The sequence below is a fragment of the Bradyrhizobium sp. MV1.5 genome, assembly GCF_055807615.1.
The window spans coordinates 1-25,036 of record NZ_JBVVPL010000056.1; the positions used below are offsets into that span (position 1 = coordinate 1).

A 25,036-nucleotide genomic window follows, 5' to 3' on the forward strand; every position below is an offset into this window, starting at 1 on the left:
CACGCACAAAAAAATGCCCCACATCGAGCCTCACTCCCGCTCGGCCAATTAAGCAAAGCCCTCGCAAGCGGGAGAGGCTACCGAGTACGCCGCGCGATCAGTCCGCCAAACTTACAGATACCGCTTCAACTCCACTGCGGCCTCTTCCGGCGTGCGCTTCAGGTTGAACGGCGAGACGAAGCGGCCGTCGCGATCCATCAGATAGATCAACGCGGTGTGGTCCATAGTGTAGTCGCCGTCCTTGGTCGGGACCTTCTTGGCATAGACCCGGTAGGAGGTGATCACCTTGGCGGTCTCGGCAGGATCGCCGCTGAGGCCCTCGAGGTGCGGGTCGAAGCTCGATAGATAATCCTTCATCGTCGCCGGCGTATCGCGCTCGGGATCGACCGAGATGAAGACGGCATTGACCTTATCGGCGTCCTTGCCCATCGCGCGCAGCACTTCCGAGATCTCGAACAACGAGGTCGGGCAGACATCGGGGCAATGGGTGTAGCCGAAGAAGATCAGGGTCGGCTTGCCCTTCAGGTTCTTGTCGGTAACGGCCTTGCCGTTCTGGTCGGTGAGCTGGAACGGGCCGCCGATCGCGGCCGGCTGCGCCACCTTGCTGACCCCGCCCATGGCCCAGAATACGATCAGGAGCCCGAGGACGAGGCTTGCGGCGAAGGCGGTCGCGATCACCAGCGGACGGGCGGTAGGGCTCATAAGCGGAAAACTTCCTGTCGCGGGTCAGAAGCAGGCGGCAAGACCGGTCCTGATCATTTCGAAGAAAACCTGGCTGCCGTAGTGGAACCAGAGCGCGAGCGCGCCGAGCACGACCAGGCCGCCGACGCCGGCACCGGCCAACAGCAGCACGAACGGCATCCGGCCGGCAGTGGGCGAATTGTCCGATACAGGATGGGCGGGGTGCAGTGGTTGAGCCATGACAACGATCGGGGTGAAGGCCAGAGTTCCCGAGCGTTCAAATAAGCTTTGCCCCGCCTGCGGGCAAGGCGCCGCTGGCTGGCAAACAATCCCGTCAGGCCGAGGATGTCAGTGCAGGAGCTGGCCCCGGGCGGATTCGAGCCGGTCCGCTTGCGGGAGTGGCCCGCGCGACGGCTTGTTGGCCGAGGCCTGCGCGTCGAGGTAGCAGGGCTTGTACATGGCCTGGAGCTGCCTGCCCTTCAGGAAGAGCATATGCGGGGTGAGGCCGCCGCGCTGATTGATCCAGCGCTTCACCTGCGAGGGATACATCGCATAGAGCATCTGGGTCGCTTCGGTATTCGTGACGGCGCGGCCGTTGCTGCCGAAATCCCACGCGGCGTGGAAGCCCAGTGTCGCGTGCGACGTCACGCAGATACGGTCAGGCGGGATGGCGCCGAGGACGATGGTGCAGGCAGAGGCGCAGAGACCGTCGATGATGACGGTATCGCCCGACTGTCGCAGGTCCTGGTATTTGTCGACGTAGGTTCCGATCCGGCCGCCGCGGTCATCCGCGATCCGAACCACTGCCTGAGAAGCGCCCATGCTCGCGATCAGGAGAACCGCCGCAAGCAACCCCGTCAGAAACTTCATTGGCCCCCGCCCCAGTCGAATTCGAATCTGTGTGTCAGGTGGTGATGCCCTGCTAGGGTCTGTCGTAACCGCGGTTTTGTCTAGGCATGCCGGCTCGTTCAAAACAAATTCAAATCCAGTGTTGCGCCGGCGCTGCACTCAGCCGGTCTTTTTCCCGAAGTGGAACAAGTTAACGATGTCTTACGCGCCACAACTCTTGATCTCAGTTGCAACCGCCGGCTTCAATCCGGGCAACTACAGGGGGAACCTGTGGAGGGGGAAACACATGGGGGGGGGAACATATGGCCGAACAGATGGCTGAAGAGACTGACGTCATCGTTGTCGGCGCAGGACTGTCGGGCCTCGTGGCCGCAACCGAGATAGCGGACGCCGGCAAGCGCGTGATCGTGGTCGATCAGGAGGGCGAGCAGTCGCTCGGCGGCCAGGCATTCTGGTCGTTCGGCGGATTGTTCCTGGTCGATTCGCCGGAGCAGCGCCGGCTCGGCATCAAGGACTCCTTCGACCTTGCGATGCAGGACTGGCTCGGCACCGCCGGCTTCGACCGTGACGAGGATTTCTGGCCGCGGCAATGGGCCGAGGCCTATGTGGCGTTCGCGACCGGCGAGAAGCGTGCGTGGCTACGCGCGATGGGCCATCGCATTTTCCCCGTAGTCGGATGGGCCGAGCGCGGCGGCTATGACGCGATGGGCCACGGCAATTCGGTACCACGCTTTCATGTCACCTGGGGCACCGGGCCCGGCATCGTCGAGCCGTTCGAGCGCCGCGCGCGCGAGGCCGTCAAAAGCGGCCGGCTGAGCTTCAGGTTCCGCCATCGCGTCGACGCGCTCTCGACCACCAACGGCACGGTGGATGGCGTCGGCGGTGCCATTCTCGCCCCGGATAATGCCGAGCGCGGCAAGAGCTCATCGCGCAAGGTCGTCGGCGAGTTTGCGTTGAAGGCGCAAGCCGTGATCGTCGCCTCGGGCGGCATCGGCGGCAATCACGAGCTGGTGCGGCAGAACTGGCCGAAGCGGCTCGGCGCGCCGCCGAAATTCATGATCTCCGGCGTGCCCGAGCATGTCGACGGCCGCATGATCGGCATCACCGAGACATCAGGCGCGCGGCTGATCAACCGCGACCGCATGTGGCATTATGTCGAAGGCATCCAGAACTGGTCACCGATCTGGCCGCGCCACGGCATCCGGATCCTGCCCGGCCCCTCCTCGATGTGGTTCGACGCCACCGGCACGCGCTTGCCGGCGCCGCTCTTCCCCGGCTCCGACACGCTCGGCCAGCTCCAATACATCATGTCCACCGGCTACGATTATTCCTGGTTCATCCTGACCCAGAGCATCATCAAGAAGGAGTTTGCGCTTTCGGGCTCGGAGCAGAACCCCGACCTCACCGGCAAGAGCTGGCGCATGACGATCAAGCGCGCCACCAACAAGGGCGCGCCGGCGCCGGTGGAGGCGTTCAAAAGCCATGGTGTCGACTTCATCGTGCGCGACAAAATCGAGGATCTCGTTGCGGCCATGAACGAGTTGGCCGGCAGCGACCTCCTCAAGCTCGAGCACATCAGGATGCAGATCGAGGCGCGCGACCGTGAGATCGCCAACCCTTACGTCAAGGACGCGCAGGTGATGAACATCCACAATGCGCGGCGCTATATCGGCGACAGGCTGATCCGCACCGCCTCCCCGCACCGCATCCTCGATCCCGCGCAAGGGCCGCTGATCGCGGTCAAGCTCAACATCCTCACCCGCAAGACGCTGGGCGGTTTCGAGACCGACCTCTCTTCGCGCGTGTTCGGCGAGGAGGGCAGCGTCATCCCCGGCCTCTACGCCGCGGGCGAAGCCGCCGGCTTCGGCGGCGGCGGCGTGCACGGCTATCGTTCGCTGGAAGGCACGTTCCTGGGCGGCTGCCTGTTCTCGGGCCGCAATGCGGGCCGGGCCGCGGCGAAGGCCGTGGGCTAGATGACACGGCGGCGGCTGCGCATTGCGGCGTTTGTTGCGGCATTCGCCGCCGCCTCGGCTGCGTCCGCCGACACGATCGACATCGACGGCGTGAAGCGGTCCTATACTGTGCAATTGCCGGCGAAGCGGCTCGTGCCGCTCGTCGTCGTGCTGCACGGCAAGACCCAGCGCGGCGCCGACATGATGACGCGGACGGCGTGGCCGCAGGTCGCAAAGCGCGAGGGGGTTGCCGTGGTCTTTCCTGATGGCCTCAACCACGCCTGGGCCGATGCGAGGACCAAGGCAGGACCGGCGCTCCGTGGTCCGCCCGCGGGCACCGACGACGTCGCCTTCATCGCAAAGCTCGTCGAGAAGCTGGTGGCGAACGGCACCGCCGACCCTCGCCGCGTCTATGTCACCGGCATCTCCAATGGCGGCGCCATGGCGATGACGCTGGTCTGCGCCCGCGCCGATCTGTTCGCTGCGGGCGCGAGCGTGAGCATGAATCTCACCGACGAGACCGCAGTCACATGCCATCCGTCGCGGCCGCTGCCGATGCTGCTGATGAACGGCACGGCCGATCCGCTCGTCCCCTACGAGGGCGGCCGCGGATCGAGCTATTATGCCGCCGACGGGTTCTGGTCCACCGAGGAGACGCTTGCGTTCTGGCGCAAGCTCAACGGCTGCGAGAGCGATAATGCCGACACGACCGATTTGCCCGACAGGGCTCCCGCAGACCAGTCCACGGTGACACGGATCTCCTCGCGCTGTCCTGAGGGGCACGACGTCGTGCTTTATCGCATCAATCAAGGCGGTCACCGCATGCCCGGATTTTCTCCGGATGCCCGCTTCCCGAAGGTCGCCGCCAGCTTGCTCGGGACGCAGAACGGCGACATCGACGCAGCCGAGACGATCTGGACGTTCTTCGGCCAATTTCCTTGAAGTGCAACGCATGCATAGCCAGCGACGCATGCGTGCCCGGGGTGGCACAGGGCAGGCGGCTGCGCTAGACAGGGCCGCCATTCAAAGGAGACCCCAATGAGCATTCAGCGTCTTGAAACCGGCCCGCGCATGAGCCAAATCGTCGTGCACGGCAACACCGTCTATCTCGCCGGTGTCGTCGCCAACAACGCCGCCGGCGAAAGCGTGACGAAGCAGACCCAGGACATCCTGGCGACCATCGACAGCCATCTCGCCAAGGCCGGCACCGACAAGTCGAAGCTGCTCTCGGCCACGATCTACATCACCGACATGAAGACCTTTGGCGAGATGAACGCGGTGTGGGACGGCTGGGTCTCGCCCGGCAACACGCCGGCACGCGCCACCGTCGAAGCCAAGCTCGCAGCGGCACAATACACCGTCGAAATCATGGTCACAGCGGCGAAGTAACTGCGGAAAATTCACGCGCGCTGATGACCTCAGAGGTAATCGATCAGCGCGTGTGAACCTTCGATAGTCAGGTCAGCCGAACAACACGGCGCCATCGAAGGAGACGACCATGACCGACCCCATCACCATCGCCCGCCGCTATATCGATCTCTGGAACGAACGTGCAGCCGGCCGCCGGCGCGAACTGCTGAGCCAGAACTGGACGGCGGATGCGAGCTATGTCGATCCCCTGATGAAGGGCGACGGCCATGACGGCGTCGATGCGCTGATCGCAGGCGTGCAGCAGCGCTTCCCCGATTTCAAGTTCAAGCTGATCGGCGAGCCCAACGGCTACGGCGACCATGTCCGTTTCAGTTGGGGCCTTGGTCCCGAGGGCATCGACAGCCCGATCAAGGGGACGGATTTCGCCGTGCTGAAGGACGGCCGCATCAGGAGCATCACGGGATTTCTGGACCAGGTCCCAGCGGGCGCGTGAGCGCGCGCTGCTCGATGCAAGGCCCTCTCCCTTGTATGGCAGGGCGATCGCATATGAAGAAGCATATGGCTGCAAGCTCGACTGCGGCCATCCTTCGAGACGCCCGCCTGCGGCGGGCCCTCAGGATGAGGGATGAGTATGCGGCAGCATTTCAAGGCAGATGGATGCAGCTGAGCCTCATCCTGAGGAGACCGCGAAGCGGTCGTCTCGAAGGAGGCGGCGCTCGCTCAGGCGCCGCTGAGACGTCATATGCGATAGCGCTGCCCTTTAAGGAGAGGGCGCAGCGGCGCTCGTCGCACAAGCGCTAGTTATTCGCGCTCGCGGAATCGTCCATCGCCTTGAAGGCTTCCTCCAGCTGCAGCGAGATCGGCACGTTCAGCCGTTCGCCGGTCGGAAGCCGTGCGGTGAACCATTTGTTGTAGAGCGGGACGAGGTCGTGGTTGGAGCCGAGCTTGCGGAAGCTGCGATCGACCACCGCCGCCAGTTGCGGTTCGCCCTTGCGGAACATGATGCCGTAGGGATCGTAGGACAGGTAATCGCCGGTGACGCGGAACTTGTCCTGTGCCTTGTGGCGCACGATCAGGCTGGACAGCAGGATGTCGTCGGTCGCGAACGCATCGGCCTTGCCGTCGACGAGCGTCTGGTACGACTGTTCGTGATCGGCACCGACAATGATGGTCAGTCCCAACGAGGACTTCTTGTCGGCCGCCTGGATCGCCTGCTCGTTGGTGGTGCCCTTCGTCACCACGATAGTCTTGCCCTTCAGATCAGTCAGTGACTGGACGCTGGAGGCTTTGGGCACCATCAGCTTGGTGCCGGCGACGAACATCAGCGGCGAGAAGGCAACGCGCTTGCCGCGCTCGGCATTCGCCGTGGTCGAGCCGCATTCCAAATCGATCTTGTTCTGGAGCACGGCGTCGATGCGGTCATCGGAGGTGACCTTGACGTAGGCGATCTTGAGATTGGGATCGTCGACTTCGACGCCGATCTCCTCGACGATGGCCTCGCAGAGCTCGAGGCTGTAGCCGATCGGCCGGTTGGCCTGGTCGAGGAAGGAGAACGGCGGCGAGCTCTCGCGATAGCCGAGCCGCACGGTGTGCGCGGTCTTGATCGCTGACAGCGTCGGGCTAAGCCCTTCGCTGCCACCGGTCTGGGCGGAAGCACCCTTTGCCAGCAGGCACGCTGCCAGCAACAGACCGCCCGATATCGCCATTGAAAGGCGCATGATGCACTCCGATCAATGGCCGGCCATCGCAGGCACTTCGCCGGGGATCATATCCCCCGGCACGGCATCGCCCGGTCCAAGCTCATGCTCGGGCCCGAGCTCGCCTTCCCATTTGGCCACGACCGAGGTTGCGAGCGTGTTGCCGATCACGTTGGTGGCGCTGCGGCCCATGTCGAGGAAGGTGTCGATGCCCATGATCATCAACAGCCCCGCCTCGGGGATGCCGAACTGCGACAGCGTCGAGGCGATCACCACGAGGGAGGCGCGCGGCACGCCGGCAACGCCCTTCGAGGTGATCATCAGGGTCGCCAGCATCGCGAGCTGGGTGCCGAGCGGCATGTCGATGTGATAGCTCTGCGCGATGAAGACGCTCGCGAAGGTGCAGTACATCATCGTGCCGTCGAGATTGAAGGAATAGCCGAGCGGCAGCACGAAGCTCGATATCCGCGACGAGGCGCCGAACTTGTTCAACCCCTCCAGGGTTTTCGGATAGGCCGCTTCAGAGCTCGCGGTGGAGAACGCGATCATCAGCGGCTCGCGGATCAGCTTCAGCAGATGGGCGTAGCGTGGCCCGATCACGATGAAGCCCACGACCACCAGGATGCCCCACAGGAGCGCGAGCGAGAGATAGAACCCGCCCATGAAGACGATGAGCTTCCAGAGCACCAGCAGGCCGTTCTTGGCAACGGTCGCGGTGATGGCGGCCCAGACAGCGAACGGCGCGAACAGCATCACATAGCCGGTGACCTTGAGCATGATGTGGCCGATGTCGTCGATCAGCGCCAGGATCGGCTTTGAGCGCTCGGGCATCGAGCCCATCGCCACCGAGAAGAACACGGCGAAGATCACGATCTGCAGGATCTCGTTTTGCGCCATCGCATCCGCGATCGAGGTCGGGATCAGATGGGTCAGGAATTTTTCGATCGAGAAGGCGGAAACCGGCAGGCCGGTCGACTGCGCCTTGTCAGGCAGCGTCCCGGGGAAATTCGCGCCGGGCTGGAGCAGATTGACCATCACGAGGCCGAGCATCAGCGAGACGAAAGAGGCGCTGATGAACCAGCCCATGGTCTTGGCGAAGATGCGGCCGAGCTTGGAGCCCGAGCCCATATGAGCAATGCCGCCGACCAAGGTCGCAAACACCAGCGGCGCGATGATCATCTTGATCAGGCGCAGGAAAATCACGGCGATCAGGTTGATGGACGAGGCCCAATCGCCCCGCGTGTCGGGCAGGAAATTGTAGATCGCCGCGCCCATGATGATGCCGAGCACCATCGCCAGCAGAATGAATTGCGTAAACCTGTTCGACATTGAACACCCCCGCTACACCGACCGCTTCATGATGTCGCAGATATGACGGCTGCGCAACACGCTTGGCGTGCGGTCGCCGCGGCGGATGTTCCCGTTGCGAAACGGGCGTCTGCGATCTAGCCTTCATGCAGCGCACAACGAATGCGGCTTGCACGTTTTTCTTGCGGCAGCTGCATCAATAATCGTCAAATGACCGAGGGAAACATCATGAGCGGCAGTATCAATCGTCAGATTCTTCTGGTGGAAAAGCCCAGCGGCAAACTCGGCCCCGAGCACTTCAAGATGGTCGAAGGTGCGATGCCTGAGCCGAAGGACGGCGAGGCCTTGCTGCGCGTTCGATACATCTCGCTCGACGCCGCCAACCGGGCCTGGATGCACGGCGCGACCTATCGTTCAGCAGTCGAAGCCAACAGCGTGATGGCCGGCGGCGCCATCGCCGAGGTCATCAGCTCGAAAGCGCCGGAGCTTGCGCCGGGCGACATCGTGTTCGGCGATACCGGCTGGCAGGAGTTGGCGGTAGTGCCCGCCAAGCATCTCACCAAGATGCCGAAGCTCGAGCCGATGACGCATCTGCTCAGCGTATTCGGCATCGCCGGCCTCACCGCCTATTTCGGCCTGCTGGAGATCGGCAAGCCCAAAGAGGGCGAGACGGTCGTGGTCTCTGCGGCCGCAGGCTCGGTCGGCTCGATCGTCGGGCAGATCGCGAAGATCAAGGGATGCCGCGTGGTCGGCATCGCCGGCGGCGCCGACAAGTGCAGCTGGCTGACCTCCGAGCTCGGCTTCGATGCCGCCGTCGACTACAAGGACGGCGCGGTGTTCAAGGCGTTGCGCGCGGCGGCTCCGAAGGGCATCGACGTCTATTTCGACAATGTCGGCGGCGACATTCTCGAAGCCTGCCTGCCGCAGATGAACAATTACGGCCGCATCGCCTGCTGCGGCGCGATCTCGCAATATGACGGCGCGCCCTCGGCACACGGCCCGCGCGGCGTGCCCGGCCTGATCGTGGTGAAGCGGCTCGTCATGCAGGGCTTCATCGTGATGGACTACATGAAAGAGAGCCAGCGTGCGCTCGCCGACCTCCAGGCCTGGGTCACGTCCGGCAAGCTGAAGGTGCAGGAGGACATCATCGACGGCCTCGAGAACACGCCGAAGGCGCTGATCGGATTGCTGGCGGGCGAGAACCGCGGCAAGCGCATGGTCAAGCTCTGACGACGTAGTTAGGTCGCAATTGCAAAGCCAATATCTACTTGCGGTAGAGGTCGCGGCGGCCAATGATGTCGCGCGCGGCATCACCCGCGACGATTGCTTGCATCACATTTGAAAAATTGTCGGCATTACCGACAGGGCGGGAATTCACTCAGATGTTCAATACGTTGAAACATGCGTCTGCACGCGGGGCGTTGCTGGCGGCGGCTCTCTTCGCAACTGCAGCAGGCGCATTCGCACAAGCACCGACCGAGGCGCAGAAGAGCGCGATCCGCTCCGCATGCCGCTCGGACTTCATGGCGCACTGTTCGAGCGTCACGCCGGGCGGTGTGGAAGCGTATCAATGTTTGCAGAAGAGCATGTCCAGCTTGTCCTCGGGATGCCAAACCGCGGTTCGCGCCGTCGAGCCTGCCGCGTCGCCGAAGACCGAAGCCGCGCCGAAGACCGAGGCTGCACCCAAGGAGGCTGCACCCAAAGAGGCTGCACCCAAGGCGGAGGCCGCGCCTGCCGCGCCGAAGGCTGAATCCGCTCCCGCCGCAAAGCCGGCTGCCGCGGCCGCGCCCAAGGCCGCTGCAACCACCGCTGCAGCCAAACAGCCGAGCAGCGCCCAGGTCGCCGCCGTCAAGAGCGCGTGCCGCGCCGATTATCCCAAGGTGTGCGCCAGCGTGCCACCGGGCGGCGCGCCCGCGCTCGAATGCCTGGAGAAGAACAAGGCAAGGGTTTCGCCGGCCTGCGAGAAAGCGGTGAGCGCCGCGGCCGGCGGCGGTGGCGCGGCAGCAACGGCGGCACCTGCGGGCGCCGCTCCTCCGGCGGCAGCAGCACCGGCAGCCGCGCCCGCCGTTATCGCATTGCGCCCGCTGCGGCCGCGCGAAGAGCTGTTCATCGTCCGCTCCGCCTGCGGCGCCGACATCCGCACGCTGTGCGCCGGCGTCGCGCCCGGCGGCGGCCGCATCGTGCAGTGTATCGCCAGCAACGCCGCGTCGCTGTCGCCCGCCTGCAAGGACGTGCTGGCGCCGTTCGCTGCACGCTAGAGAAGCGCGCCATCCGCCGGTCTGCTGCACTAGGGCTGGTGAACGGCGGCTGGGTAAAGTGCTGCGTCTGACGTGCGGATGGCCAAGCCGCCACGGTTTGGCTATGCTTCGCAAGGTCACTGCTTCGGACACGCGCCAAACGTGCGTCCGGACGTGAGCTTTGATGCGCTGCGCGCCTTGCCGATAATTCCGCTGGCGCGGGCGACCGGAGCACATTAGTCTACCCCTAGATAGTAAGTATACTGTCAATTAGGGAGGCAGACGTTGCGGATCGCCGTGATTGGCGGGGGGCCCGGTGGGCTCTACTTCGCCTATCTCTGGAAGAAGCGTCACCCCGAGGATCAAGTCGACCTGTTCGAACAGAACCCGGCCGACGCGACCTGGGGCTTTGGCGTGGTGTTTTCCGACCAGGCCCTGGAATTCCTGCGCGCCGACGACCCCGAGACGGTCGACGCGATCGCGCCACACATGGAGAGCTGGGAGAACATCACGCTGAACCTGAGCGGCGACAGCGTGGCCATCGACGGCGTCGGCTTCTCCTCGATCGGCCGGCTCGAGCTCTTGCGATTCCTGCAGCAGCGCGCGCTCGATGCCGGCGTCACCCCACGCTTCGACACGCCAATTCATGGGATCGATCAGCTCAACGGCCACGATCTGATCGTCGCCGCCGACGGGCTGAACTCGCTGGTGCGCCGCGCCTTCGAGGGCGATTTCGGCACCTCGCTGTCCTACTCCTCCAACAAGTTCGTCTGGTACGGCACCTCGAAGCGCTTCGACACGCTGTCGCAGACCTTTGTGAAGACCGACCGCGGCGCCTTCAATGCCCACCACTACCGCTACTCGCCGACCATGAGCACGTTCCTCGTCGAATGCGACCATGCGACGTGGCAGGCCTACGGTTTCGCCTACAAGGACGTGGAGCAGTCCAAGGGCGTCTGCGAGGAGGTGTTCGCCGACACGCTCGGTGGCCGCTCGCTGGTCTCCAACAAATCGGTCTGGCGCAACTTCCCCTGGGTCTGGAACGAGCACTGGTCGTTCAAGAACATGGTGCTGCTCGGCGACGCGCTGCACTCGGCACATTTCTCGATCGGCTCGGGCACGCGGCTCGCGATCGAGGACGCCATTGCGCTGGTCAAGGCGCTGGAGTCGGATGCCCATCTCTCCACCGCCCTGCATCGCTACCAGGCCGCGCGAAAGCCGGTGGTGCAGAAGCTCGTCAACGCCGCGCGGACCAGCGCTTTCTGGTACGAGCACTTTGCCCAGCACATGCAGCAGGGCCTGATGGACTTTGCCTATAGCTACATCACCCGCTCCGGCCGCATCGACGACTCCCGCTTGCGCGCGATGTCGCCGGCCTTCATGGCGCGCTACGAAGCCGCCAAGAACGGTGGGGACGAGGCATGAGCGAGCAGATTCACGACCAGGTGCCCGCCGACTGCGCGGGCGCGCGCGAGATCGGCTTTTTCGTTCCGCAGGTCTACAATGCCAGCCGCGTGCTGTTCGACAATGTCGGCAAAGGCCGCGGCGACAAGCTCGCGCTCATGGGCCCCGCGGGCACCCGCACCTACGCCGAGCTCTGCGCGGAAGCCTGCCGCTGGGGCAACGGCTTTGCCTCGCTGGGCCTCAAGCGCGGCGGCCGCGTGCTGTTGTTCCTCGATGATACCCCGGCCTATCCGGCCGCGTTCTTCGGCGCGGTGCGCGCCGGCTTCGTGCCATTGCTGATCAACACGCTGACACCGCCGGATCTGCTGCAATTCTATCTCGCCGATTCCGGCGCGACTGTTGCCGTGGCGGATGCCGAGTTCTGTGCACGTTTCAACGCCGAGGCCTGCAAGGACACGAACCTGCAGACGCTGATCGTCGTCAATGGTGCGGTGGGCGATCACGCCGCGCCGAACGCCGTTTCCGCCGCCGGCTGGCTCCCGCAATTTCCGGCCGAACTCGCGGAAGCCGACACGCATCGCAACGAAATGGCGTTCTGGATGTACTCGTCCGGATCGACCGGCCGGCCCAAGGGCATCGTGCATCTCCAGCACGACATGGCCTATAGCGAAGCCGCCTTTGCGCAGAACGTCTTGAAGCTGACGCCGGATGACATCTGCTTCTCGGTGCCAAAAATCTTCTTCGCCTATGGCTTTGGCAACGCGATCACCTTCCCGTTCTCGGCGGGCGCGACGACGCTGCTGTTGCCGGGCCAGCCGAAGCCCGCGGCGATCTTCACGGCGATCGAGCAATACAAGCCGACGGTCTTCTTCGGCCTGCCGACGCTTTATACAGCGCTGACCAAGGCCGAGGGTGCCGACAGGACCGACTTCTCGTCGCTGCGCATGGCGCTCTCGGCCGCCGAGGTGCTCTCGGCCGACGTCTTCAACGGCTGGAAGACGCTCACCGGTCTAGAGATCGTGGAAGGCCTCGGCTCGACCGAGGTGCTGCATATCTATCTCTCCAACCGTCCCGAGCGGAAGAAGCTCGGCGCGGCCGGCCTGCGCGTGCCCGGCTACGAGGTCGCGCTGCGTGACAAGGACGGCCGCGATGTCGCCGACGACGAGGAAGGCATCTTGTGGGTGCGCGGCGATTCCAACACGCCGCTGTACTGGAACCGGCCGGACAAATCCGCCGAGACCATCCGCGAAGGCGGCTGGATCTACACCGGCGACCGCTTCGTCCGCGATGCCGACGGCTTTCACTTCTTCCGCGGCCGCGCCGACGATCTCATCAAGATCTCCGGCCAGTGGGTCTACCCGCTCGAGGTCGAGCTGTGCCTCGCCGACCACCCGGACATCCGCGAATGTGCGGTGTTCGCCGCCGAGCTGCCGGACCGGCGCATGACGCTGAAGGCGGTCGTGGTGATGAACAGCCGCGCGGCTGATCAAAGCGAAGCGACACGACGGCTGCAGGATTACGTGAAGGGCAAGCTGCTTCCCTACAAATATCCCCGCGAAGTGATCTTCATCGACGAGCTGCCGAAGACGGGCACGGGGAAGATCGACCGGCAGGCGCTGTTGCGGATGTGAGCGGCGGTGTTGCTCACTCTCGCTGTCGTCCCGGCGAAGGCCGGGACCCATACGCCGAATGGGAGTTATTAGCGCGAGCTGGTCACCACCTGTCTTCGCCAAACCGAACTCGGTGGTTATGGGTCCCGGCCTTCGCCGGGACGACACCGGAATGTCAGGCGCCACCTCACCCCGCCTTCCCCAGATGCTCCAGCGCATCCTCCGCCCGGAGCGGCACCCGCGACGCCTCGTTGTTGAGATCGACGAGCTGCACCAGGAGCCCCATCAGCGCCTTGCGGTCCGCTGGCTTCAGCGGCTCCAGCATCCGCATCTGGGCGCGTTCGACGGCGGGAATGATGTCGCGCAGGATCGCCGCGCCTGATTTGGTCAAATAGAGCAGCTTGATCCGCTTGTCTTCCAGCGCCGGCCTGCGTTCGACGAAATCCTTGGCCTGAAGCCGCTCGATCACGCTGCCGAGCGTGGAGCGATCGAATGCGATCACCGCGGACAGTCGCGTCGCGTCGATGCCGGGGTGGGTGTGGATCGCGATCAGCGCCGCGTATTGCACCGGCGTGAGATCGAACGCCTTGCACTCCTCCATGAAGATCGAGACCGCGATCTGCTGCATGCGCCGGAACAGATAGCCCGGCGCGGCGTAAACCGCGTCTATCGTGATCGGAGGGGCAGGCTTACTCGGCATCGGGCTGGTTCTCCGGCGCGGCGTTGACGAACGCCGGCAGCCCCTTCGCCGCACCTTCCGCCTTAAGCAGACGCGGATAGGCCGAGACGTCGACGCCGAAGCGACGCGCATTGGCGAGCTGCGGCACCAGGCACAAATCGGCGAGCGTCGGCGCATCCCCGAAGCAGAACGGGCCCGGCTCGGCCCTGATCAGCGTCTCGCAGGCCGCGAGCCCCTCGCGGTTGACCCAGGCCGCCCAGTCCTGAACCTTCTCCTCAGGCAGCCCGAGCTCGCGCAGCCGCGCCAGCACCTTTAGATTCTGCACGGGGTGAGTGTCGCAGGCGATCGCCAACGCGAACGCCCTCACCTTGGCGCGCTGCAACGCATCCCTCGGCAACAGCGGGGGGTTGGGATGGGTTTCGTCGAGCCATTCGATGATGGCGACCGATTGGGTCAGCACCGCGCCCGCGTCGCTCTCCAGCGCGGGCACCAGGCCCTGCGGATTGATGGCGAGATAGGCGGGCGCGCATTGCTCGCCCTTGCGAAGGTGATGCGGCAGGTGCTCGGCACCGAGGCCCTTGAGGCTCAGCGCGATTCGTACCCGGTAGGCGGCGCTGGAGCGGAAATAGCCGTGCAGCTTCATCGGAACCCTCCCCTTACTTTTTTGTCGTTCCGGGGCTCGCGAAGCGAGAACCCGGAACCTCGAGATTCCGGGTTCGATGCTATCGCATCGCCCCGGAATGACGACATTGATCGTACCCGTCACATTGACGCTACCTAGATCGTAAGTATACTGTCAATCAACAAAACGACGGGAGCCGCACCATGGAAGCCGTGACCAAGACGCCGGAACGCGAGGCGTTCTACAAGAAGATCGACGGCGAGAATCTCACCGCGCTCTGGACCGTCATGAGCGATTTGATCACGCCGGAGCCGAAGAGCGCCTGCCGGCCGCATCTGTGGAAGTTCGACATCATCCGCGACTACATGACCGAAGCCGGCAAGCTGATCACGGCGAAAGAGGCTGAGCGGCGCGTGCTGGTGCTGGAAAATCCCGGCCTGCGCGGGCAGTCGAAAATCACCACGTCGCTCTATGCCGGCGTGCAGATGGTGGTGCCCGGCGACGTCGCGCCCGCCCACCGGCACAGCCAGTCGGCGCTGCGCTTCGTGCTCGAAGGCAAGGGCGCCCACACCGCGGTCGACGGCGAGCGCACCGCGATGGAGCCGGGCGACTTCATCATCACGCCGTCGATGACCTGGCACGATCATTCCAACGAGACCGACCAGCCGATGTTCTGGCTCGACGGTCTCGACATTCCGCTGGTGCAGTTCTTCGACTGCTCTTTCGCGGAAGGCTCCAACGAGGATCAGCAGAAGATTACAAGGCCAGCCGGCGACAGCTTCGCGCGCTACGGCCACAATCTGCTGCCGGTCGACGTGAAGCGGAGCTCGAAGACGTCACCGATCTTCAGTTATCCCTATGCCTACACGCGCGAAGCACTGGAGAAAGCCCGCACGAGCCAGGAGTGGGACGCATGTCACGGGCTGAAGCTGAAATTCAGCAACCCCGAGACCGGCGACTTCGCGATGCCGACCATCGGCACTTTCATCCAGTTGCTGCCTAAGGGCTTCAAGACCGCGCGCTATCGTTCGACGGACGCAACGGTGTTCTGTCCGATCGAAGGCCACGGCCGTACCCGCATCGGGGAATCGACCTTCGAATGGGGCCCGCGCGATTTGTTCGTGGTGCCGAGCTGGCAATGGGTCACGCACGAGGCGGACATGGATGCAGTGCTGTTCAGCTTCTCGGATCGACCCGTGCAGCAGAAGCTGGATTTGTTCCGGGAGGATCGCGGGAACGCGTGAGGTGCGAATGTTAGCCGCACTCTCCGCTGTCGTCCCGGCCTAGTGCGCAATTGCGCACGGGGGCCGGGACCCATACCGCGTGACCTATCGAGACGAACGGTATTCGTACCGACGAAGGAACAACGACGAGTATCCGCCAAACTACCGCCTGGGGTTATGGATCCCGGCCCCCGTGCGCAATTGCGCACTAGGCCGGGATGACGACGGAGGTGGTGGCGCACTTCCATCCACAGCCCTCACCGCCAGTGCAATAATTTGACCTCCAGCCAGTTGATCACCCTTCCCACCATCAACCCAAACACCGACAGGATCACCACGCCCGCGAGCAGCTGATCCGTCTGCATTAAATTGCCGGCCTGCAATACGAACGCGCCGATGCCGTATTGCGCGCCGATCATCTCGGCGCTGACGACGAGCAGCAGCGCCACCGACGACGTGATGCGGAAGCCGGCGAGGATCGCGGGCAGCGCGCCCGGCCACACCACCTTGCGCACGATAGTGGCGAACGGCACGTTGAAGCTTTGCGCCATGCGGATGAGGTTGCGCGGCACCGCGTCGACGCCGCTATAGACCGAGATTGCGGTCGAGAAGAACACTCCGAGCGCGATGGTCGCGATCTTCGGCTCTTCACCGATGCCGAGCCAGAGGATCAACAGCGGCAGCAGCGCAATCTTCGGGATCGGGAACAGCGCCGAGATGAAGGTGATGCCGACGCTGCGCGCCAGACGCGACAGGCCGATGGCAAAGCCGACCGCGACGCCGGCCGCCGTGCCGAGCAGCCAGCCGACACCGATGCGCAGGAGCGACGCGGAAAGGTGCTGCCACAGCGCACCCGAGATCGCGAGCTGGTAGATCGCACGCGCGATCGCCGACGGCGGGGGCAGGAACAGCGGATTGACCAGGCCGGTGCTGCCGGCCGCCTGCCAGATCGCAATGACCAGCGCGAGCGCGATCCAGCCGCCGAAGCGGCTGCTCGCCGGCACGAAGCCGGCGCCGCGAAAGCGGACGCGCCGGACCGCGTCATCCTTCGCAGATGTGCCCGCCGGAGCGCGATCAAGCATGCTGGACCTCGCGCTCGGCATCGATCGCCTCGTTGCGGATCAGCGACCAGATCTGGTTCTGAAGCGCGAGCAGCTTTTCACGGGCTGCAATGTCACCGCGCTGAGTACGCGTCATCGGCACGCTCACGACCTCGCGAATGCGGCCAGGACGCCGCGACAGCACCACGATGCGATCGGCAAGCCGCGCCGCCTCTTCGAGATTATGCGTGACATAGACCGCGCCCATGCCGCCATCGGCGAGGAGCCGGACGAAATCCTCCATCAGCAGTTCGCGGGTCTGTGAATCCAGCGCCGACAACGGCTCGTCCATCAGGAGAATGGCCGGCCTGACCGCGAGCGCGCGCGAAATGCCGACGCGCTGGCGCATGCCGCCGGACAGCTGCTTTGGATAGGCCGCGCGAAAATCCGTCAGGCCGGTGCGGCGCAAGGCGTCATCGACCAGCGCGCGGCGCTGCACGGACGAGAGCTGGGTGTGCAGCAGCGGAAATTCAACGTTCTCCTCCACATTGGCCCAGGGCAGCAGCGCGAAATCCTGGAACACGAAGGTGAGCGGATTGAGACTGTCCGGCGGCGGCGATCCACGCAGCTCGGGCGCGCCGGAGGTCGGCAGCAACAGGCCACCGAGGATCGACAGCAACGTGCTCTTGCCGCAGCCCGACGGCCCCACGATCGCCACCACCTCGCCGGCACTGACGGTGAACGAGACGTCGTCGAGCACGGCGAGCTCGCCGAAACGATGGGTGATATGGTTGGCGATCAGGTCCATGTCATGGCCTCAGTGTCGTCCCGGCGAACGCCGGGCCGTGCATCCTGCGAGGCTCGCTTCGCGAGCGCCTCCAGCGACAACGGCTTTGCCGTTGCGCGGGGATGACGGAGATGGAGAGGAGCGCGCAGCATCAATCCGCCTTCACGAATTCCTTTGCGATGATCGCGTTCGCGTCAAAGCCCTTGTCGGCAAAACCCTGCTCCTGGAGCCATTTGATCTGGTTGTCGACGTTCTTCACATCCAGCTTGCCGTCGGCATCGATATAGGCGCAATTGCCGACCACCTGCTCGACCGGGAGGTTCGTATACTTGGCGATGATCTCCAGCAGCGGCTTTGTCTTGTCATTGATCGGCGCGACACCGTCTTTCATCGCAGCAAGAATGACGTCGTGATATTCGCGGTCGGCCTTTGCCAAAACGCCGAGCAGCTTCGTCACCAGCACCTTGTTGGTCAGCGTCTTCGGCGAGGCGAACACCGCGCCCAATTGCCAAGGTGTCTCGTCGCCGACCCAGCCGAGAAACTTCGCACCGCCGTCGTCCATCAGCTTTCGCGCGGTGGAGATCGGCAGCAGCGCGGCATCCACGGTTTCGCCCTTCAGCGCGGCCGCCGCGTTCGACAGCGATTGCAGCGGCACGATCTTCACGTCCGCGAGCTTGAAGCCGTATTTGTCGGCAAGCAGCCCGAGCGAATAGTGAAAGGAGGAGCCGACCTGGGTCATCGCCACGCGCTTGCCCGCGAGGTCCTTCGGCGTCTTCAGACCGCTCGCATAAGCGTTGTTGCTGGCGAAATAGCCGATCAGGGGATAGCCGGCCCTCTCGCGGCTCATGCCGCCGATCACCTTCAGCACGCCCTTGCCGGCGAGATTGTAGAGGCCGGCAGTGAAGGCAGTCACGCCGAAATCGATGTCGCCGGAGGTGGTGGCCACCGCGATCGGTTGGGCCGCATCGAAGAATTTCAGCTCGACGTCGAGGCCGGCCTCGCGGAAATAGCCCTTGTCCTGCGCGATGAACACGGGCGCGGAAGAGGATAGCCTGAGCACGCCGATCCTGGCTTTCAGCACGTCCTCGGCTCGGGCCGCGCCCATCGCTGTGATCGCCATCAGGCCAGCTAGCGCGAGCCGCACAATCCCGGTCATTTCGTTTCCTCCCCGTCGTTATCTTGCAGTCGGTTACAGGCCCTCGGGCACGGGCTGGTCCCGTCCGACGAAGGCACCCTGTTGTTTCAACGTTTCCTGCAATTTATCAATGGGGATGTCGCGTGGAATGCGGTTTCCGGAGAGCGCCAGCGCGGCGGCGGAACCGGCCGCCTCCCCCATCACGAAACAGGCACCGGAGACCCGGGCCGCCGATTGGCCCTCATGGGTCATCGAGGCGCAGCGGCCGGCGACCAGCAGATTGTCGACGCCTTCGGGCACCAGCATCCGGTACGGCAGTTCGTTATAGCCGCGCGATTCCGGGATCGGCGGGAAGGTGAAGACGACATCGCCGGGGACATGGGCCTCGATCGGCCAGCCATTGACCCCGATGGAATCCTCGAACGAGGCGCAACCGAGCACGTCCTCGCCGCTGAGCTGATAGGCGCCCGTGATGCGGCGGGTTTCGCGGATGCCGAGCTGCGGCGGCAGGTCAACGATGTAGGATTTTTCAAAGCCCGGCACGGTGCGCAGGAATTCGAACGCGGCGAGCGCCTGCTTGCGGCCCTCGATCTCGCCGCGGGTGAGATCGTCAGGCTCGATGCCGTTGATGGCATGGCCGTCCTCGCGCGCCACTTGCGTGAAGTTCACCCGCCATTCAATGCCGGACTTCTGCGGCCGCACGATCGCGCTCTTGCGCGGGAATGTGTGGGTGCCGGCGGCGATGGCCTGCTCCATCAATTGCGGGATGGTCCGCCAGGCATCGCCCGCCTTCGCGGGATCGATGCCGTTGAGACGGAGCATCATCGACGGGTACATCGGATGACCGTGCTCGTCGCCGAATTCGAACGGCGCGCCGGCCCAGACCGCGAGATCGCCGTCGCCGGAGCAATCGATGAAGATCTCCGATCGCACCGCCTGTCGGCCGGCCTTGGTCTCGACCATCAGCGCGTCGATGCGGCTGTTATCGTCCATCACGACGCCGGCACCGAGCGCGTGGAAAAGGATGTGCACCTTGTGGCTGGCGAGCAGTTGGTCGGCCGCGATCTTGTAGGCGGCGGTGTCGTAGGCCTGGGCGAAGACCTTGCCGAGGATCAGATGCGGCGCGTTGAGGCCGTTCAAGCGATCAATCCGCGCCAGCAGCTCGGACGCCATGCCTTGCACCAGCCGGTGGGCCTCGCCGTAGACGTTGCCATGCAGGCCGCAGAAGTTGGTGACGCCGGCAGCGGTCCCCATGCCGCCGAGGAACCCGTAGCGCTCGATCAAGAGCGTCTTCCGTCCAGCGCGCGCGCTTGAGGCCGCCGCCACGATGCCGGCCGGACCGCCGCCGAGCACGACCACTTCATATTCGCCATAGATCGGCACATGGCGTGCCGGTTCTTCGATCGTCATGGCCTGCATGGCGCGTCCCTGTCCCTGAAAGTCTCTTGCTTTGGCCGACTATGAATTAACTCGAACCGAGCTACAATCCGCCAAAACAGACGATCAGCTTTCTCGAATCGCGAAAGGTCGGAATGGACATCCTCGTCAACCTGCAGGCGTTCCTCGCCACCGCCGACGCCGCCGGCTTCTCCGCGGCCGCGCGAAAACTCGGCGTTTCGACGTCGGTGGTGGCCAAGCGCGTCACGCAGCTGGAGGCGCGGATCGGCACGCCGCTGTTTCAGCGCTCGACCCGGCAGTTGCGGCTGACCGAGGCCGGCCAGCGCTACGTGCATCGCGCCCGCGCCGTCGTCACCGACGCCACCGACCTGCTCTCGCGCATGGGCGAGAAGGGCCATGATCTCGTCGATCACCTGCGCATCAAGGCGCCGACCTCGCTGACGGTCGCGCGGCTTGCGGACGTCTTCACCGCTTTCCAGACCCAGAACCCGCGGCTCAAGCTCGATATCGTGCTGTTCGACCGTCCGGTCGATCCCGTCACCGAAGGCTTTGACATCGCCATCGGCGCCTTCCCGCATTCCTTTGGCGGCGTCGTCGACGAGCCCCTGTGCCCGCTGAAGCGGCTGCTCTGCGCCTCGCCTGCCTATTTGAAGAAACACGGCGCGCCAAAACATCCGCGTGATCTGGTCGAGCATCGCTGTCTCAGCTTTCTGCCGACAGGGCCGGAGTGGATCTTTGACGGGCCGCGCGGCCGCATCAGCGTCCAAGTCAGCCCGCTGCTGTCCTGCAACGAGGGCCACGTGCTGGCGCGCAGCGCCATCGCCGGCAATGGCATCGTGCTGATATCGGACTATCTCGTCGCGGACGCCTTGCGCGACGGCGCACTCAAGCCGGTTCTGCGCGAGTTTCCGATTCCGGAATTGTGGGTGAAGGCTGCGATCCCTGAACGGCGGCGCAATGCGGCTGCGGTGCAGGCGCTGCTGACTTTGCTGAAAACTTCACTGGCCGTGTCGCTATAAGGGCCCGTAGCCCGGATGGAGCGCAAGCGTAATCCGGGTTCGTGCCACGCGAGGACAACCGAGAGATTCGGTTAGTCCGTTCCCGGATTGCGCTTCGCTCCATCCGGGCTACTCGCGTTCAGCTTTTGGCACCTGCCCAATTCGCCGCGCGTTTTTCGGCAAACGACGCCAATCCCTCCGCCGCCTCCGCGCTCTGTCGCTTGACCGAATGCAGATGCACGAGCCGCTTGTAAGCCGCATCGTCCACCGCCATGCCGCCGAACGAGCTCTCCAGCGCCAGCCGCTTGGTCTCGGCCATCGCCTCCGGTCCGTTGGCAAGCAACTGCTCGACCACCTTCGCGCCGGCGGCGTCGAGATCGGCGAGCGGCACCACCTCGTGGACGAGGCCGATACGACGGGCGTCCTCGGCGCCGAAACGTTCACCAGTCAGCGCGTAGCGGCGGACTTGCCGTACGCCGATGGCATCGCAGAGCTGCGGGATGATGATCGCCGCGGTCAGGCCCCAGCGCACTTCGGTGATCGAGAACAGGGCGTTCTCCGCCGCGATCACGACGTCGCAGGCTGCGATCACGCCGGTGCCGCCGCCGAAGCAGCCGCCCTGCACCAGCGCCACCGTCGGAATCGGCAGCGTGTTGAGCCGCTGCACGGCCTCGAACGTCGCCCGCGACGCGGCCTCGTTCGCCTCGCTCGATTGCGGCCGCACGCCATTGATCCATTTGAGGTCGGCGCCGGCCTGGAAATGCTTGCCGTTGCCCTTGAGCACCACGAGGCGAAGGTCGGGCTTGCTGCCGAGATCGTCCATCGCCGCGAGCACGCCCGCGATCAACGCGCCGTCATAGGCGTTGTTGACCTCCGGCCGGTTCAACGTGACGGTCGCAACCCCACGCGCATCCAGGGTCCACAGGACGGGGCTGTCGGTCATCGGTGTTCCTCCGCTCGTTTGTTTGGCGCGCACTATGACCGAGGCTCCATACCTCGATCCATATCTTTCGAGCGTAGGGCAGCCGCGTCCATCGCATGGCGGCTTGTGTCATGCTGCCGCGGGGCGGCATCAAGGGATCAGGGACGGACATCACATGCGCATCTGCATTTTCGGCGCGGGCGCCGTCGGCAGCCATATTGCGGTCAGGCTGGCCCGCGCCGGCCACGAGGTCTCGTGCGTGATGCGCGGCGCGCACCTGGAGGCAGTCCGGGCCAACGGCCTGAAGCTGCGCGTCGGCGATTCCGAGGTCTCCGCCAAGGTGAACGCGTCAGGCGATCCGGCCCAGCTCGGCCCGCAGGACGTCGTGATTTCCACGCTCAAGGCCACCGCGCTCCAGGGGCTGGTCTCCAACCTCAAGCCGCTGCTGCAGGACGACACCGCGATCGTCTTTGCGCAGAACGGCATTCCCTGGTGGTACGGGATCGGCCTGCCGCCGCGACACCCGACCCCGCCGGACATTTCCTTCCTCGACCCGGGCGGGCGCTTGCGCGCCTGCATTCCGAAGGAGCGGATCGTCGGCGGCGTGGTCTTCTCCTCCAACGAGGTGACCGCGCCCGGCGTGGTGCAGAACCTGACGCCGGACCGCAACCGCCTGCTGATCGGCGAATGCGACGATCGCAATTGCGCGCGCATCACGACGCTCCGCAGTGTCTTCACCGACGCGCGGCTGGAATCGCCGCCGGTCGCCGAGATCCGCGAGGCGATCTGGTCAAAGCTGCTGACCAACATGTCTTTGTCGGTGCTGTGCCTGCTCACCGGCCAGACCGCGCGCGGCGTGCGCGATGATCCTGCGTTCGCCGAGGTCATCCCGCGGATGCTGAACGAGGCCAACGAGATCGCCCAGCACTTCATCCCCGAGGTCAGGCGCGTGTCGCGCAGCGGACCCGCCCCCAATCACAAGCCGTCGCTGCTGCAGGATTACGAACTCGGCCGCGCCATGGAGATCGACGTCCTGGTGAAGGCGCCCCAAGCCTTCGCGCGCGCCGCCGGCCTGTCGACGCCGACCCTCGATCTCATTGCCGCGCTCGCGATCCAGAAGGCGCGCGACAAGGGGCTCTATTCGGCGTGAGATTTCAGGCGAGTTTGTCGATCCAGGCCGAGAGCGTGTCGAGCACCTCCGCAAGCGCCTCTTCATTGCTGCGGCCGGACTTTTTCAGCACCGCGAAGGAGTGATCGCCGCCTTCGATCTCGTGCAGCGTCGCCTTCGGGGCAAGAGCGGCGATGACCGGCTTGAGGAGGCCGAGATCGGCGAGCCCGTCGCGGGTGCCTTGCAGGAACAGCATCGGGATCTCGACACGGGCGAGGTGCTCGGCGCGCTCCGTCGACGGCTTCTTGTCGGCGTGCAGGGGGAAACCGAGGAAGGCGAGCCCTTTGACATCAGGCAGCGGAGTCTTCGACTGCGCCTGCGACGTCATGCGCCCGCCGAACGATTTTCCGCCCGCAACGAGCATCACACCGGGGCAGAGCCGCGCGGCTTCCTCGACGGCCGCGCGGATCGTGGCGTGGGCGACAGCCGGCTGGTCGGGACGGCCCTGCTTGTTTTCCATGTAGGGAAAATTGAAGCGGAAGGTCGCGATGCCGCGAGCAGCGAGACCCTCCGCAATCCTGTCCATCGATGCATGCCGCATCCCCGCACCCGCACCATGCGCCAGCACGTAGCAGGCGCGCGCATCATCCGCCTGCGTCAGGATCGCGGAGACCGGGCCGATGCGCGCGATGTCGAGCTTGAGCTCTTGAGTTTTGACAGCCACAATCAACCATCCCGATAGACGCTGCTCCGGTGGCCTTGGTAGCGTCACCGGCGCAGCCTGAAAACACAATAATTGCCGCCAAAGGCTGGCCTACCAAGCCGGAACGCCGCATTGACCGAGGTGACCATGTCCTACCGCTCCTCCTGGATGACCGAAGAGCTCGAAATCTTCCGCGACCAGTTCCGGAAATATCTTGCCAAGGACCTGGCCCCGCATGCCGAAAAATGGCGCGAGCAGAAGATGGTCGACCGCTTCGCCTGGCGCGGGCTTGGCGAGATGGGCGCGCTGCTGGCGAGCGTGCCGGAGGAATATGGCGGCCTCGGCGCCACCTTCGCCTACGACGCCGCCGTGCTCGACGACCTCGAAAGCACGGTGCCGGAGCTGACGACCGGCGTCTCCGTCCATAGCGCCATCGTCGCGCACTACATCCTCAATTACGGCTCGGAGGAGCAGAAGAAGCGCTGGCTGCCGAAGATGGCTTCGGGCGAGATGGTCGGCGCCATCGCCATGACCGAGCCCGGCACCGGCTCGGATTTGCAGGCCGTCAAGACCACGGCCAGGAAGCAGGGTAATTCCTACGTCATCAACGGACAGAAGACTTTCATCACCAACGGCCAGGCCGCCGATCTCGTCATCGTGGTCGCGCGCACCGGCGATGTCGGCGCCAAGGGCATTTCGCTGATCGTGGTCGAAACCTCAGGCGCGGACGGCTACAAGCGCGGGCGCAACCTCGACAAGATCGGTCTGCATGCCTCCGACACGTCCGAGCTGTTCTTCGACAACGTCGCGGTTCCGCCGGACAATTTGCTCGGCGGCGAGGAAGGCCAGGGCTTCGTGCAGCTGATGCAGCAATTGCCCCAGGAGCGCCTCGCGCTCGCGGTCGGCGCGGTCGCCGCAATGGAGCGCGCGATAAAACTCACCGTCGACTACACCAAGGAGCGGAAAGCATTCGGCAAGCCGCTGATGGATTTCCAGAACACCGCCTTCAAGCTCGCCGAGCGCAAGACCGAAGCGATGATCGCGCGCGTATTCGTCGACTGGTGCATCGAGCGGCTGGTCGCAAAGGACCTCGACACCGTCACGGCGTCGATGGCGAAATACTGGTGCTCGGAGAAGCAGGTCGAGACCGCCGACGAATGCCTCCAGCTGTTCGGCGGCTACGGCTACATGCAGGAATATCCGATCTCGCGCATCTTCATCGATTCCCGCATCCAGAAGATCTATGGCGGCACGAACGAGATCATGAAGCTGTTGATCGCCAGGTCGTTGTAATCAAGTCGCTGTAATCAGG

The 25,036-nt window shown here is 64.6% G+C and carries 25 protein-coding genes; 12 read left to right on the forward strand and 13 right to left on the reverse strand.

Annotated elements, in window-relative coordinates; all coding sequences use genetic code 11:
- Positions 1-111: 111 nt before the first annotated feature.
- The 3 genes from AC0L2J_RS31420 to AC0L2J_RS31430 form a co-directional block, all read right to left on the reverse strand.
- Complete coding sequence (locus tag AC0L2J_RS31420) at positions 112-702, reverse strand: SCO family protein (RefSeq protein ID WP_007604666.1); 591 nt, start codon at positions 700-702, stop codon at positions 112-114.
- Positions 703-726: 24 nt separating this feature from the next.
- Positions 727-921: a hypothetical protein gene (locus AC0L2J_RS31425; protein ID WP_007604665.1), complete on the reverse strand. Its 195-nt coding sequence runs from the start codon at positions 919-921 to the stop codon at positions 727-729.
- A gap of 108 nt (positions 922-1,029) precedes the next feature.
- Complete coding sequence (locus AC0L2J_RS31430) at positions 1,030-1,551, reverse strand: Clp protease/crotonase-like domain-containing protein (RefSeq protein WP_007604664.1); 522 nt, start codon at positions 1,549-1,551, stop codon at positions 1,030-1,032.
- A 293-nt stretch (positions 1,552-1,844) separates the two neighbouring features.
- On the opposite strand from AC0L2J_RS31430, the gene AC0L2J_RS31435 reads away from it, so the two are divergent.
- The 4 genes from AC0L2J_RS31435 (at position 1,845) to AC0L2J_RS31450 (ending at position 5,346) form a co-directional block, all read left to right on the forward strand.
- Positions 1,845-3,503 (forward strand): FAD-binding dehydrogenase, encoded by a 1,659-nt coding sequence (locus AC0L2J_RS31435; RefSeq protein WP_473395596.1) that lies wholly within the window; start codon positions 1,845-1,847, stop codon positions 3,501-3,503.
- Positions 3,504-4,424: an extracellular catalytic domain type 1 short-chain-length polyhydroxyalkanoate depolymerase gene (locus AC0L2J_RS31440; protein WP_473395577.1), complete on the forward strand. Its 921-nt coding sequence runs from the start codon at positions 3,504-3,506 to the stop codon at positions 4,422-4,424. It begins immediately after the preceding gene.
- Positions 4,425-4,520: 96 nt separating this feature from the next.
- A complete protein-coding gene (locus AC0L2J_RS31445) occupies positions 4,521-4,871 on the forward strand; it encodes a RidA family protein (protein WP_007604661.1) in 351 nt (116 codons plus the stop codon).
- A 109-nt stretch (positions 4,872-4,980) separates the two neighbouring features.
- Positions 4,981-5,346 (forward strand): nuclear transport factor 2 family protein, encoded by a 366-nt coding sequence (locus AC0L2J_RS31450; protein WP_063994233.1) that lies wholly within the window; start codon positions 4,981-4,983, stop codon positions 5,344-5,346.
- A 304-nt stretch (positions 5,347-5,650) separates the two neighbouring features.
- On the opposite strand, the gene AC0L2J_RS31455 is transcribed toward AC0L2J_RS31450, so the two are convergent.
- A complete protein-coding gene (locus tag AC0L2J_RS31455; protein WP_063994235.1) occupies positions 5,651-6,571 on the reverse strand; it encodes an amino acid ABC transporter substrate-binding protein in 921 nt (306 codons plus the stop codon).
- Between the two features lie 12 nt (positions 6,572-6,583).
- Positions 6,584-7,879: a dicarboxylate/amino acid:cation symporter gene (locus AC0L2J_RS31460; RefSeq protein WP_063994236.1), complete on the reverse strand. Its 1,296-nt coding sequence runs from the start codon at positions 7,877-7,879 to the stop codon at positions 6,584-6,586.
- A gap of 207 nt (positions 7,880-8,086) precedes the next feature.
- Here AC0L2J_RS31460 and AC0L2J_RS31465 point away from each other — a divergent pair, with 207 nt between their 5' ends.
- The 4 genes from AC0L2J_RS31465 (at position 8,087) to AC0L2J_RS31480 (ending at position 13,130) form a co-directional block, all read left to right on the forward strand.
- Positions 8,087-9,088 carry an NADP-dependent oxidoreductase gene (locus tag AC0L2J_RS31465; protein ID WP_063996735.1) on the forward strand — a complete coding sequence of 334 codons (1,002 nt, stop codon included), beginning with the start codon at positions 8,087-8,089 and terminating at the stop codon, positions 9,086-9,088.
- A gap of 152 nt (positions 9,089-9,240) precedes the next feature.
- Positions 9,241-10,116 carry a hypothetical protein gene (locus AC0L2J_RS31470; protein ID WP_473395580.1) on the forward strand — a complete coding sequence of 292 codons (876 nt, stop codon included), beginning with the start codon at positions 9,241-9,243 and terminating at the stop codon, positions 10,114-10,116.
- A gap of 264 nt (positions 10,117-10,380) precedes the next feature.
- Positions 10,381-11,520 carry an FAD-dependent monooxygenase gene (locus AC0L2J_RS31475; RefSeq protein WP_007604655.1) on the forward strand — a complete coding sequence of 380 codons (1,140 nt, stop codon included), beginning with the start codon at positions 10,381-10,383 and terminating at the stop codon, positions 11,518-11,520.
- On the forward strand, positions 11,517-13,130 hold the full coding sequence (locus tag AC0L2J_RS31480; RefSeq protein WP_007604654.1) for a benzoate-CoA ligase family protein: 1,614 nt from the start codon (positions 11,517-11,519) through the stop codon (positions 13,128-13,130). Before AC0L2J_RS31475 ends, AC0L2J_RS31480 begins: the two co-directional genes overlap by 4 nt.
- Positions 13,131-13,296: 166 nt before the next feature.
- On the opposite strand, the gene AC0L2J_RS31485 is transcribed toward AC0L2J_RS31480, so the two are convergent.
- Both AC0L2J_RS31485 and maiA read right to left on the reverse strand, forming a co-directional pair.
- Entirely contained in the window at positions 13,297-13,809 is a 513-nt protein-coding gene (locus AC0L2J_RS31485; RefSeq protein ID WP_007604653.1) for a MarR family winged helix-turn-helix transcriptional regulator, read from the reverse strand.
- Entirely contained in the window at positions 13,799-14,431 is a 633-nt protein-coding gene (gene maiA, locus AC0L2J_RS31490) for a maleylacetoacetate isomerase (RefSeq protein WP_473395581.1), read from the reverse strand. Before maiA ends, AC0L2J_RS31485 begins: the two co-directional genes overlap by 11 nt.
- A 182-nt stretch (positions 14,432-14,613) precedes the next feature.
- Between maiA and gtdA the strand changes: the two genes are divergently transcribed.
- Positions 14,614-15,654 carry a gentisate 1,2-dioxygenase gene (gene gtdA, locus AC0L2J_RS31495; protein ID WP_473395582.1) on the forward strand — a complete coding sequence of 347 codons (1,041 nt, stop codon included), beginning with the start codon at positions 14,614-14,616 and terminating at the stop codon, positions 15,652-15,654.
- A 236-nt stretch (positions 15,655-15,890) separates the two neighbouring features.
- On the opposite strand, the gene AC0L2J_RS31500 is transcribed toward gtdA, so the two are convergent.
- The 4 genes from AC0L2J_RS31500 to AC0L2J_RS31515 all read right to left on the reverse strand — a co-directional run bounded on the left by AC0L2J_RS31500 (position 15,891) and on the right by AC0L2J_RS31515 (position 20,014).
- Positions 15,891-16,715 carry an ABC transporter permease gene (locus tag AC0L2J_RS31500; protein ID WP_473395584.1) on the reverse strand — a complete coding sequence of 275 codons (825 nt, stop codon included), beginning with the start codon at positions 16,713-16,715 and terminating at the stop codon, positions 15,891-15,893.
- The gene (locus AC0L2J_RS31505) at positions 16,708-17,481 is read right to left on the reverse strand and encodes an ABC transporter ATP-binding protein (protein ID WP_473395585.1); all 774 of its coding nucleotides are present in this window, start codon (positions 17,479-17,481) and stop codon (positions 16,708-16,710) included. The genes AC0L2J_RS31500 and AC0L2J_RS31505 overlap by 8 nt, the downstream gene beginning before the upstream one ends.
- Positions 17,482-17,611: 130 nt before the next feature.
- Entirely contained in the window at positions 17,612-18,616 is a 1,005-nt protein-coding gene (locus AC0L2J_RS31510) for an ABC transporter substrate-binding protein (protein ID WP_063994242.1), read from the reverse strand.
- A gap of 33 nt (positions 18,617-18,649) precedes the next feature.
- A complete protein-coding gene (locus AC0L2J_RS31515) occupies positions 18,650-20,014 on the reverse strand; it encodes an FAD-dependent oxidoreductase (RefSeq protein ID WP_473395586.1) in 1,365 nt (454 codons plus the stop codon).
- A gap of 113 nt (positions 20,015-20,127) precedes the next feature.
- On the opposite strand from AC0L2J_RS31515, the gene AC0L2J_RS31520 reads away from it, so the two are divergent.
- Positions 20,128-21,012 (forward strand): LysR family transcriptional regulator, encoded by an 885-nt coding sequence (locus tag AC0L2J_RS31520; protein WP_473395587.1) that lies wholly within the window; start codon positions 20,128-20,130, stop codon positions 21,010-21,012.
- A gap of 118 nt (positions 21,013-21,130) precedes the next feature.
- On the opposite strand, the gene AC0L2J_RS31525 is transcribed toward AC0L2J_RS31520, so the two are convergent.
- A complete protein-coding gene (locus tag AC0L2J_RS31525) occupies positions 21,131-21,934 on the reverse strand; it encodes an enoyl-CoA hydratase-related protein (RefSeq protein WP_007604643.1) in 804 nt (267 codons plus the stop codon).
- A gap of 154 nt (positions 21,935-22,088) precedes the next feature.
- Here AC0L2J_RS31525 and AC0L2J_RS31530 point away from each other — a divergent pair, with 154 nt between their 5' ends.
- Entirely contained in the window at positions 22,089-23,063 is a 975-nt protein-coding gene (locus AC0L2J_RS31530) for a ketopantoate reductase family protein (protein WP_473395588.1), read from the forward strand.
- Positions 23,064-23,067: 4 nt separating this feature from the next.
- Here AC0L2J_RS31530 and AC0L2J_RS31535 read toward each other — a convergent pair whose 3' ends face one another.
- A complete protein-coding gene (locus AC0L2J_RS31535; protein ID WP_473395589.1) occupies positions 23,068-23,745 on the reverse strand; it encodes an alpha/beta hydrolase family protein in 678 nt (225 codons plus the stop codon).
- Positions 23,746-23,871: 126 nt separating this feature from the next.
- Here AC0L2J_RS31535 and AC0L2J_RS31540 point away from each other — a divergent pair, with 126 nt between their 5' ends.
- Positions 23,872-25,017 carry an acyl-CoA dehydrogenase family protein gene (locus AC0L2J_RS31540; protein ID WP_018452979.1) on the forward strand — a complete coding sequence of 382 codons (1,146 nt, stop codon included), beginning with the start codon at positions 23,872-23,874 and terminating at the stop codon, positions 25,015-25,017.
- Positions 25,018-25,036 lie beyond the last annotated feature (19 nt).

Coding starts and splice junctions, on each gene's coding strand:
- gtdA (WP_473395582.1), top strand. CDS start 14,614: ATGGAAGCCGTGACCAAGACGCCGGAACGCGAGGCGTTCTACAAGAAG.
- AC0L2J_RS31425 (WP_007604665.1), bottom strand. CDS start 921: ATGGCTCAACCACTGCACCCCGCCCATCCTGTATCGGACAATTCGCCC.
- AC0L2J_RS31430 (WP_007604664.1), bottom strand. CDS start 1,551: ATGAAGTTTCTGACGGGGTTGCTTGCGGCGGTTCTCCTGATCGCGAGC.
- AC0L2J_RS31540 (WP_018452979.1), top strand. CDS start 23,872: ATGTCCTACCGCTCCTCCTGGATGACCGAAGAGCTCGAAATCTTCCGC.
- AC0L2J_RS31440 (WP_473395577.1), top strand. CDS start 3,504: ATGACACGGCGGCGGCTGCGCATTGCGGCGTTTGTTGCGGCATTCGCC.
- AC0L2J_RS31450 (WP_063994233.1), top strand. CDS start 4,981: ATGACCGACCCCATCACCATCGCCCGCCGCTATATCGATCTCTGGAAC.
- AC0L2J_RS31520 (WP_473395587.1), top strand. CDS start 20,128: ATGGACATCCTCGTCAACCTGCAGGCGTTCCTCGCCACCGCCGACGCC.
- AC0L2J_RS31420 (WP_007604666.1), bottom strand. CDS start 702: ATGAGCCCTACCGCCCGTCCGCTGGTGATCGCGACCGCCTTCGCCGCA.
- AC0L2J_RS31510 (WP_063994242.1), bottom strand. CDS start 18,616: ATGACCGGGATTGTGCGGCTCGCGCTAGCTGGCCTGATGGCGATCACA.
- AC0L2J_RS31470 (WP_473395580.1), top strand. CDS start 9,241: ATGTTCAATACGTTGAAACATGCGTCTGCACGCGGGGCGTTGCTGGCG.
- AC0L2J_RS31515 (WP_473395586.1), bottom strand. CDS start 20,014: ATGCAGGCCATGACGATCGAAGAACCGGCACGCCATGTGCCGATCTAT.
- AC0L2J_RS31500 (WP_473395584.1), bottom strand. CDS start 16,715: ATGCTTGATCGCGCTCCGGCGGGCACATCTGCGAAGGATGACGCGGTC.
- AC0L2J_RS31525 (WP_007604643.1), bottom strand. CDS start 21,934: ATGACCGACAGCCCCGTCCTGTGGACCCTGGATGCGCGTGGGGTTGCG.
- AC0L2J_RS31505 (WP_473395585.1), bottom strand. CDS start 17,481: ATGGACCTGATCGCCAACCATATCACCCATCGTTTCGGCGAGCTCGCC.
- AC0L2J_RS31445 (WP_007604661.1), top strand. CDS start 4,521: ATGAGCATTCAGCGTCTTGAAACCGGCCCGCGCATGAGCCAAATCGTC.
- maiA (WP_473395581.1), bottom strand. CDS start 14,431: ATGAAGCTGCACGGCTATTTCCGCTCCAGCGCCGCCTACCGGGTACGA.
- AC0L2J_RS31530 (WP_473395588.1), top strand. CDS start 22,089: ATGCGCATCTGCATTTTCGGCGCGGGCGCCGTCGGCAGCCATATTGCG.
- AC0L2J_RS31465 (WP_063996735.1), top strand. CDS start 8,087: ATGAGCGGCAGTATCAATCGTCAGATTCTTCTGGTGGAAAAGCCCAGC.
- AC0L2J_RS31460 (WP_063994236.1), bottom strand. CDS start 7,879: ATGTCGAACAGGTTTACGCAATTCATTCTGCTGGCGATGGTGCTCGGC.
- AC0L2J_RS31435 (WP_473395596.1), top strand. CDS start 1,845: ATGGCTGAAGAGACTGACGTCATCGTTGTCGGCGCAGGACTGTCGGGC.
- AC0L2J_RS31480 (WP_007604654.1), top strand. CDS start 11,517: ATGAGCGAGCAGATTCACGACCAGGTGCCCGCCGACTGCGCGGGCGCG.
- AC0L2J_RS31485 (WP_007604653.1), bottom strand. CDS start 13,809: ATGCCGAGTAAGCCTGCCCCTCCGATCACGATAGACGCGGTTTACGCC.
- AC0L2J_RS31455 (WP_063994235.1), bottom strand. CDS start 6,571: ATGCGCCTTTCAATGGCGATATCGGGCGGTCTGTTGCTGGCAGCGTGC.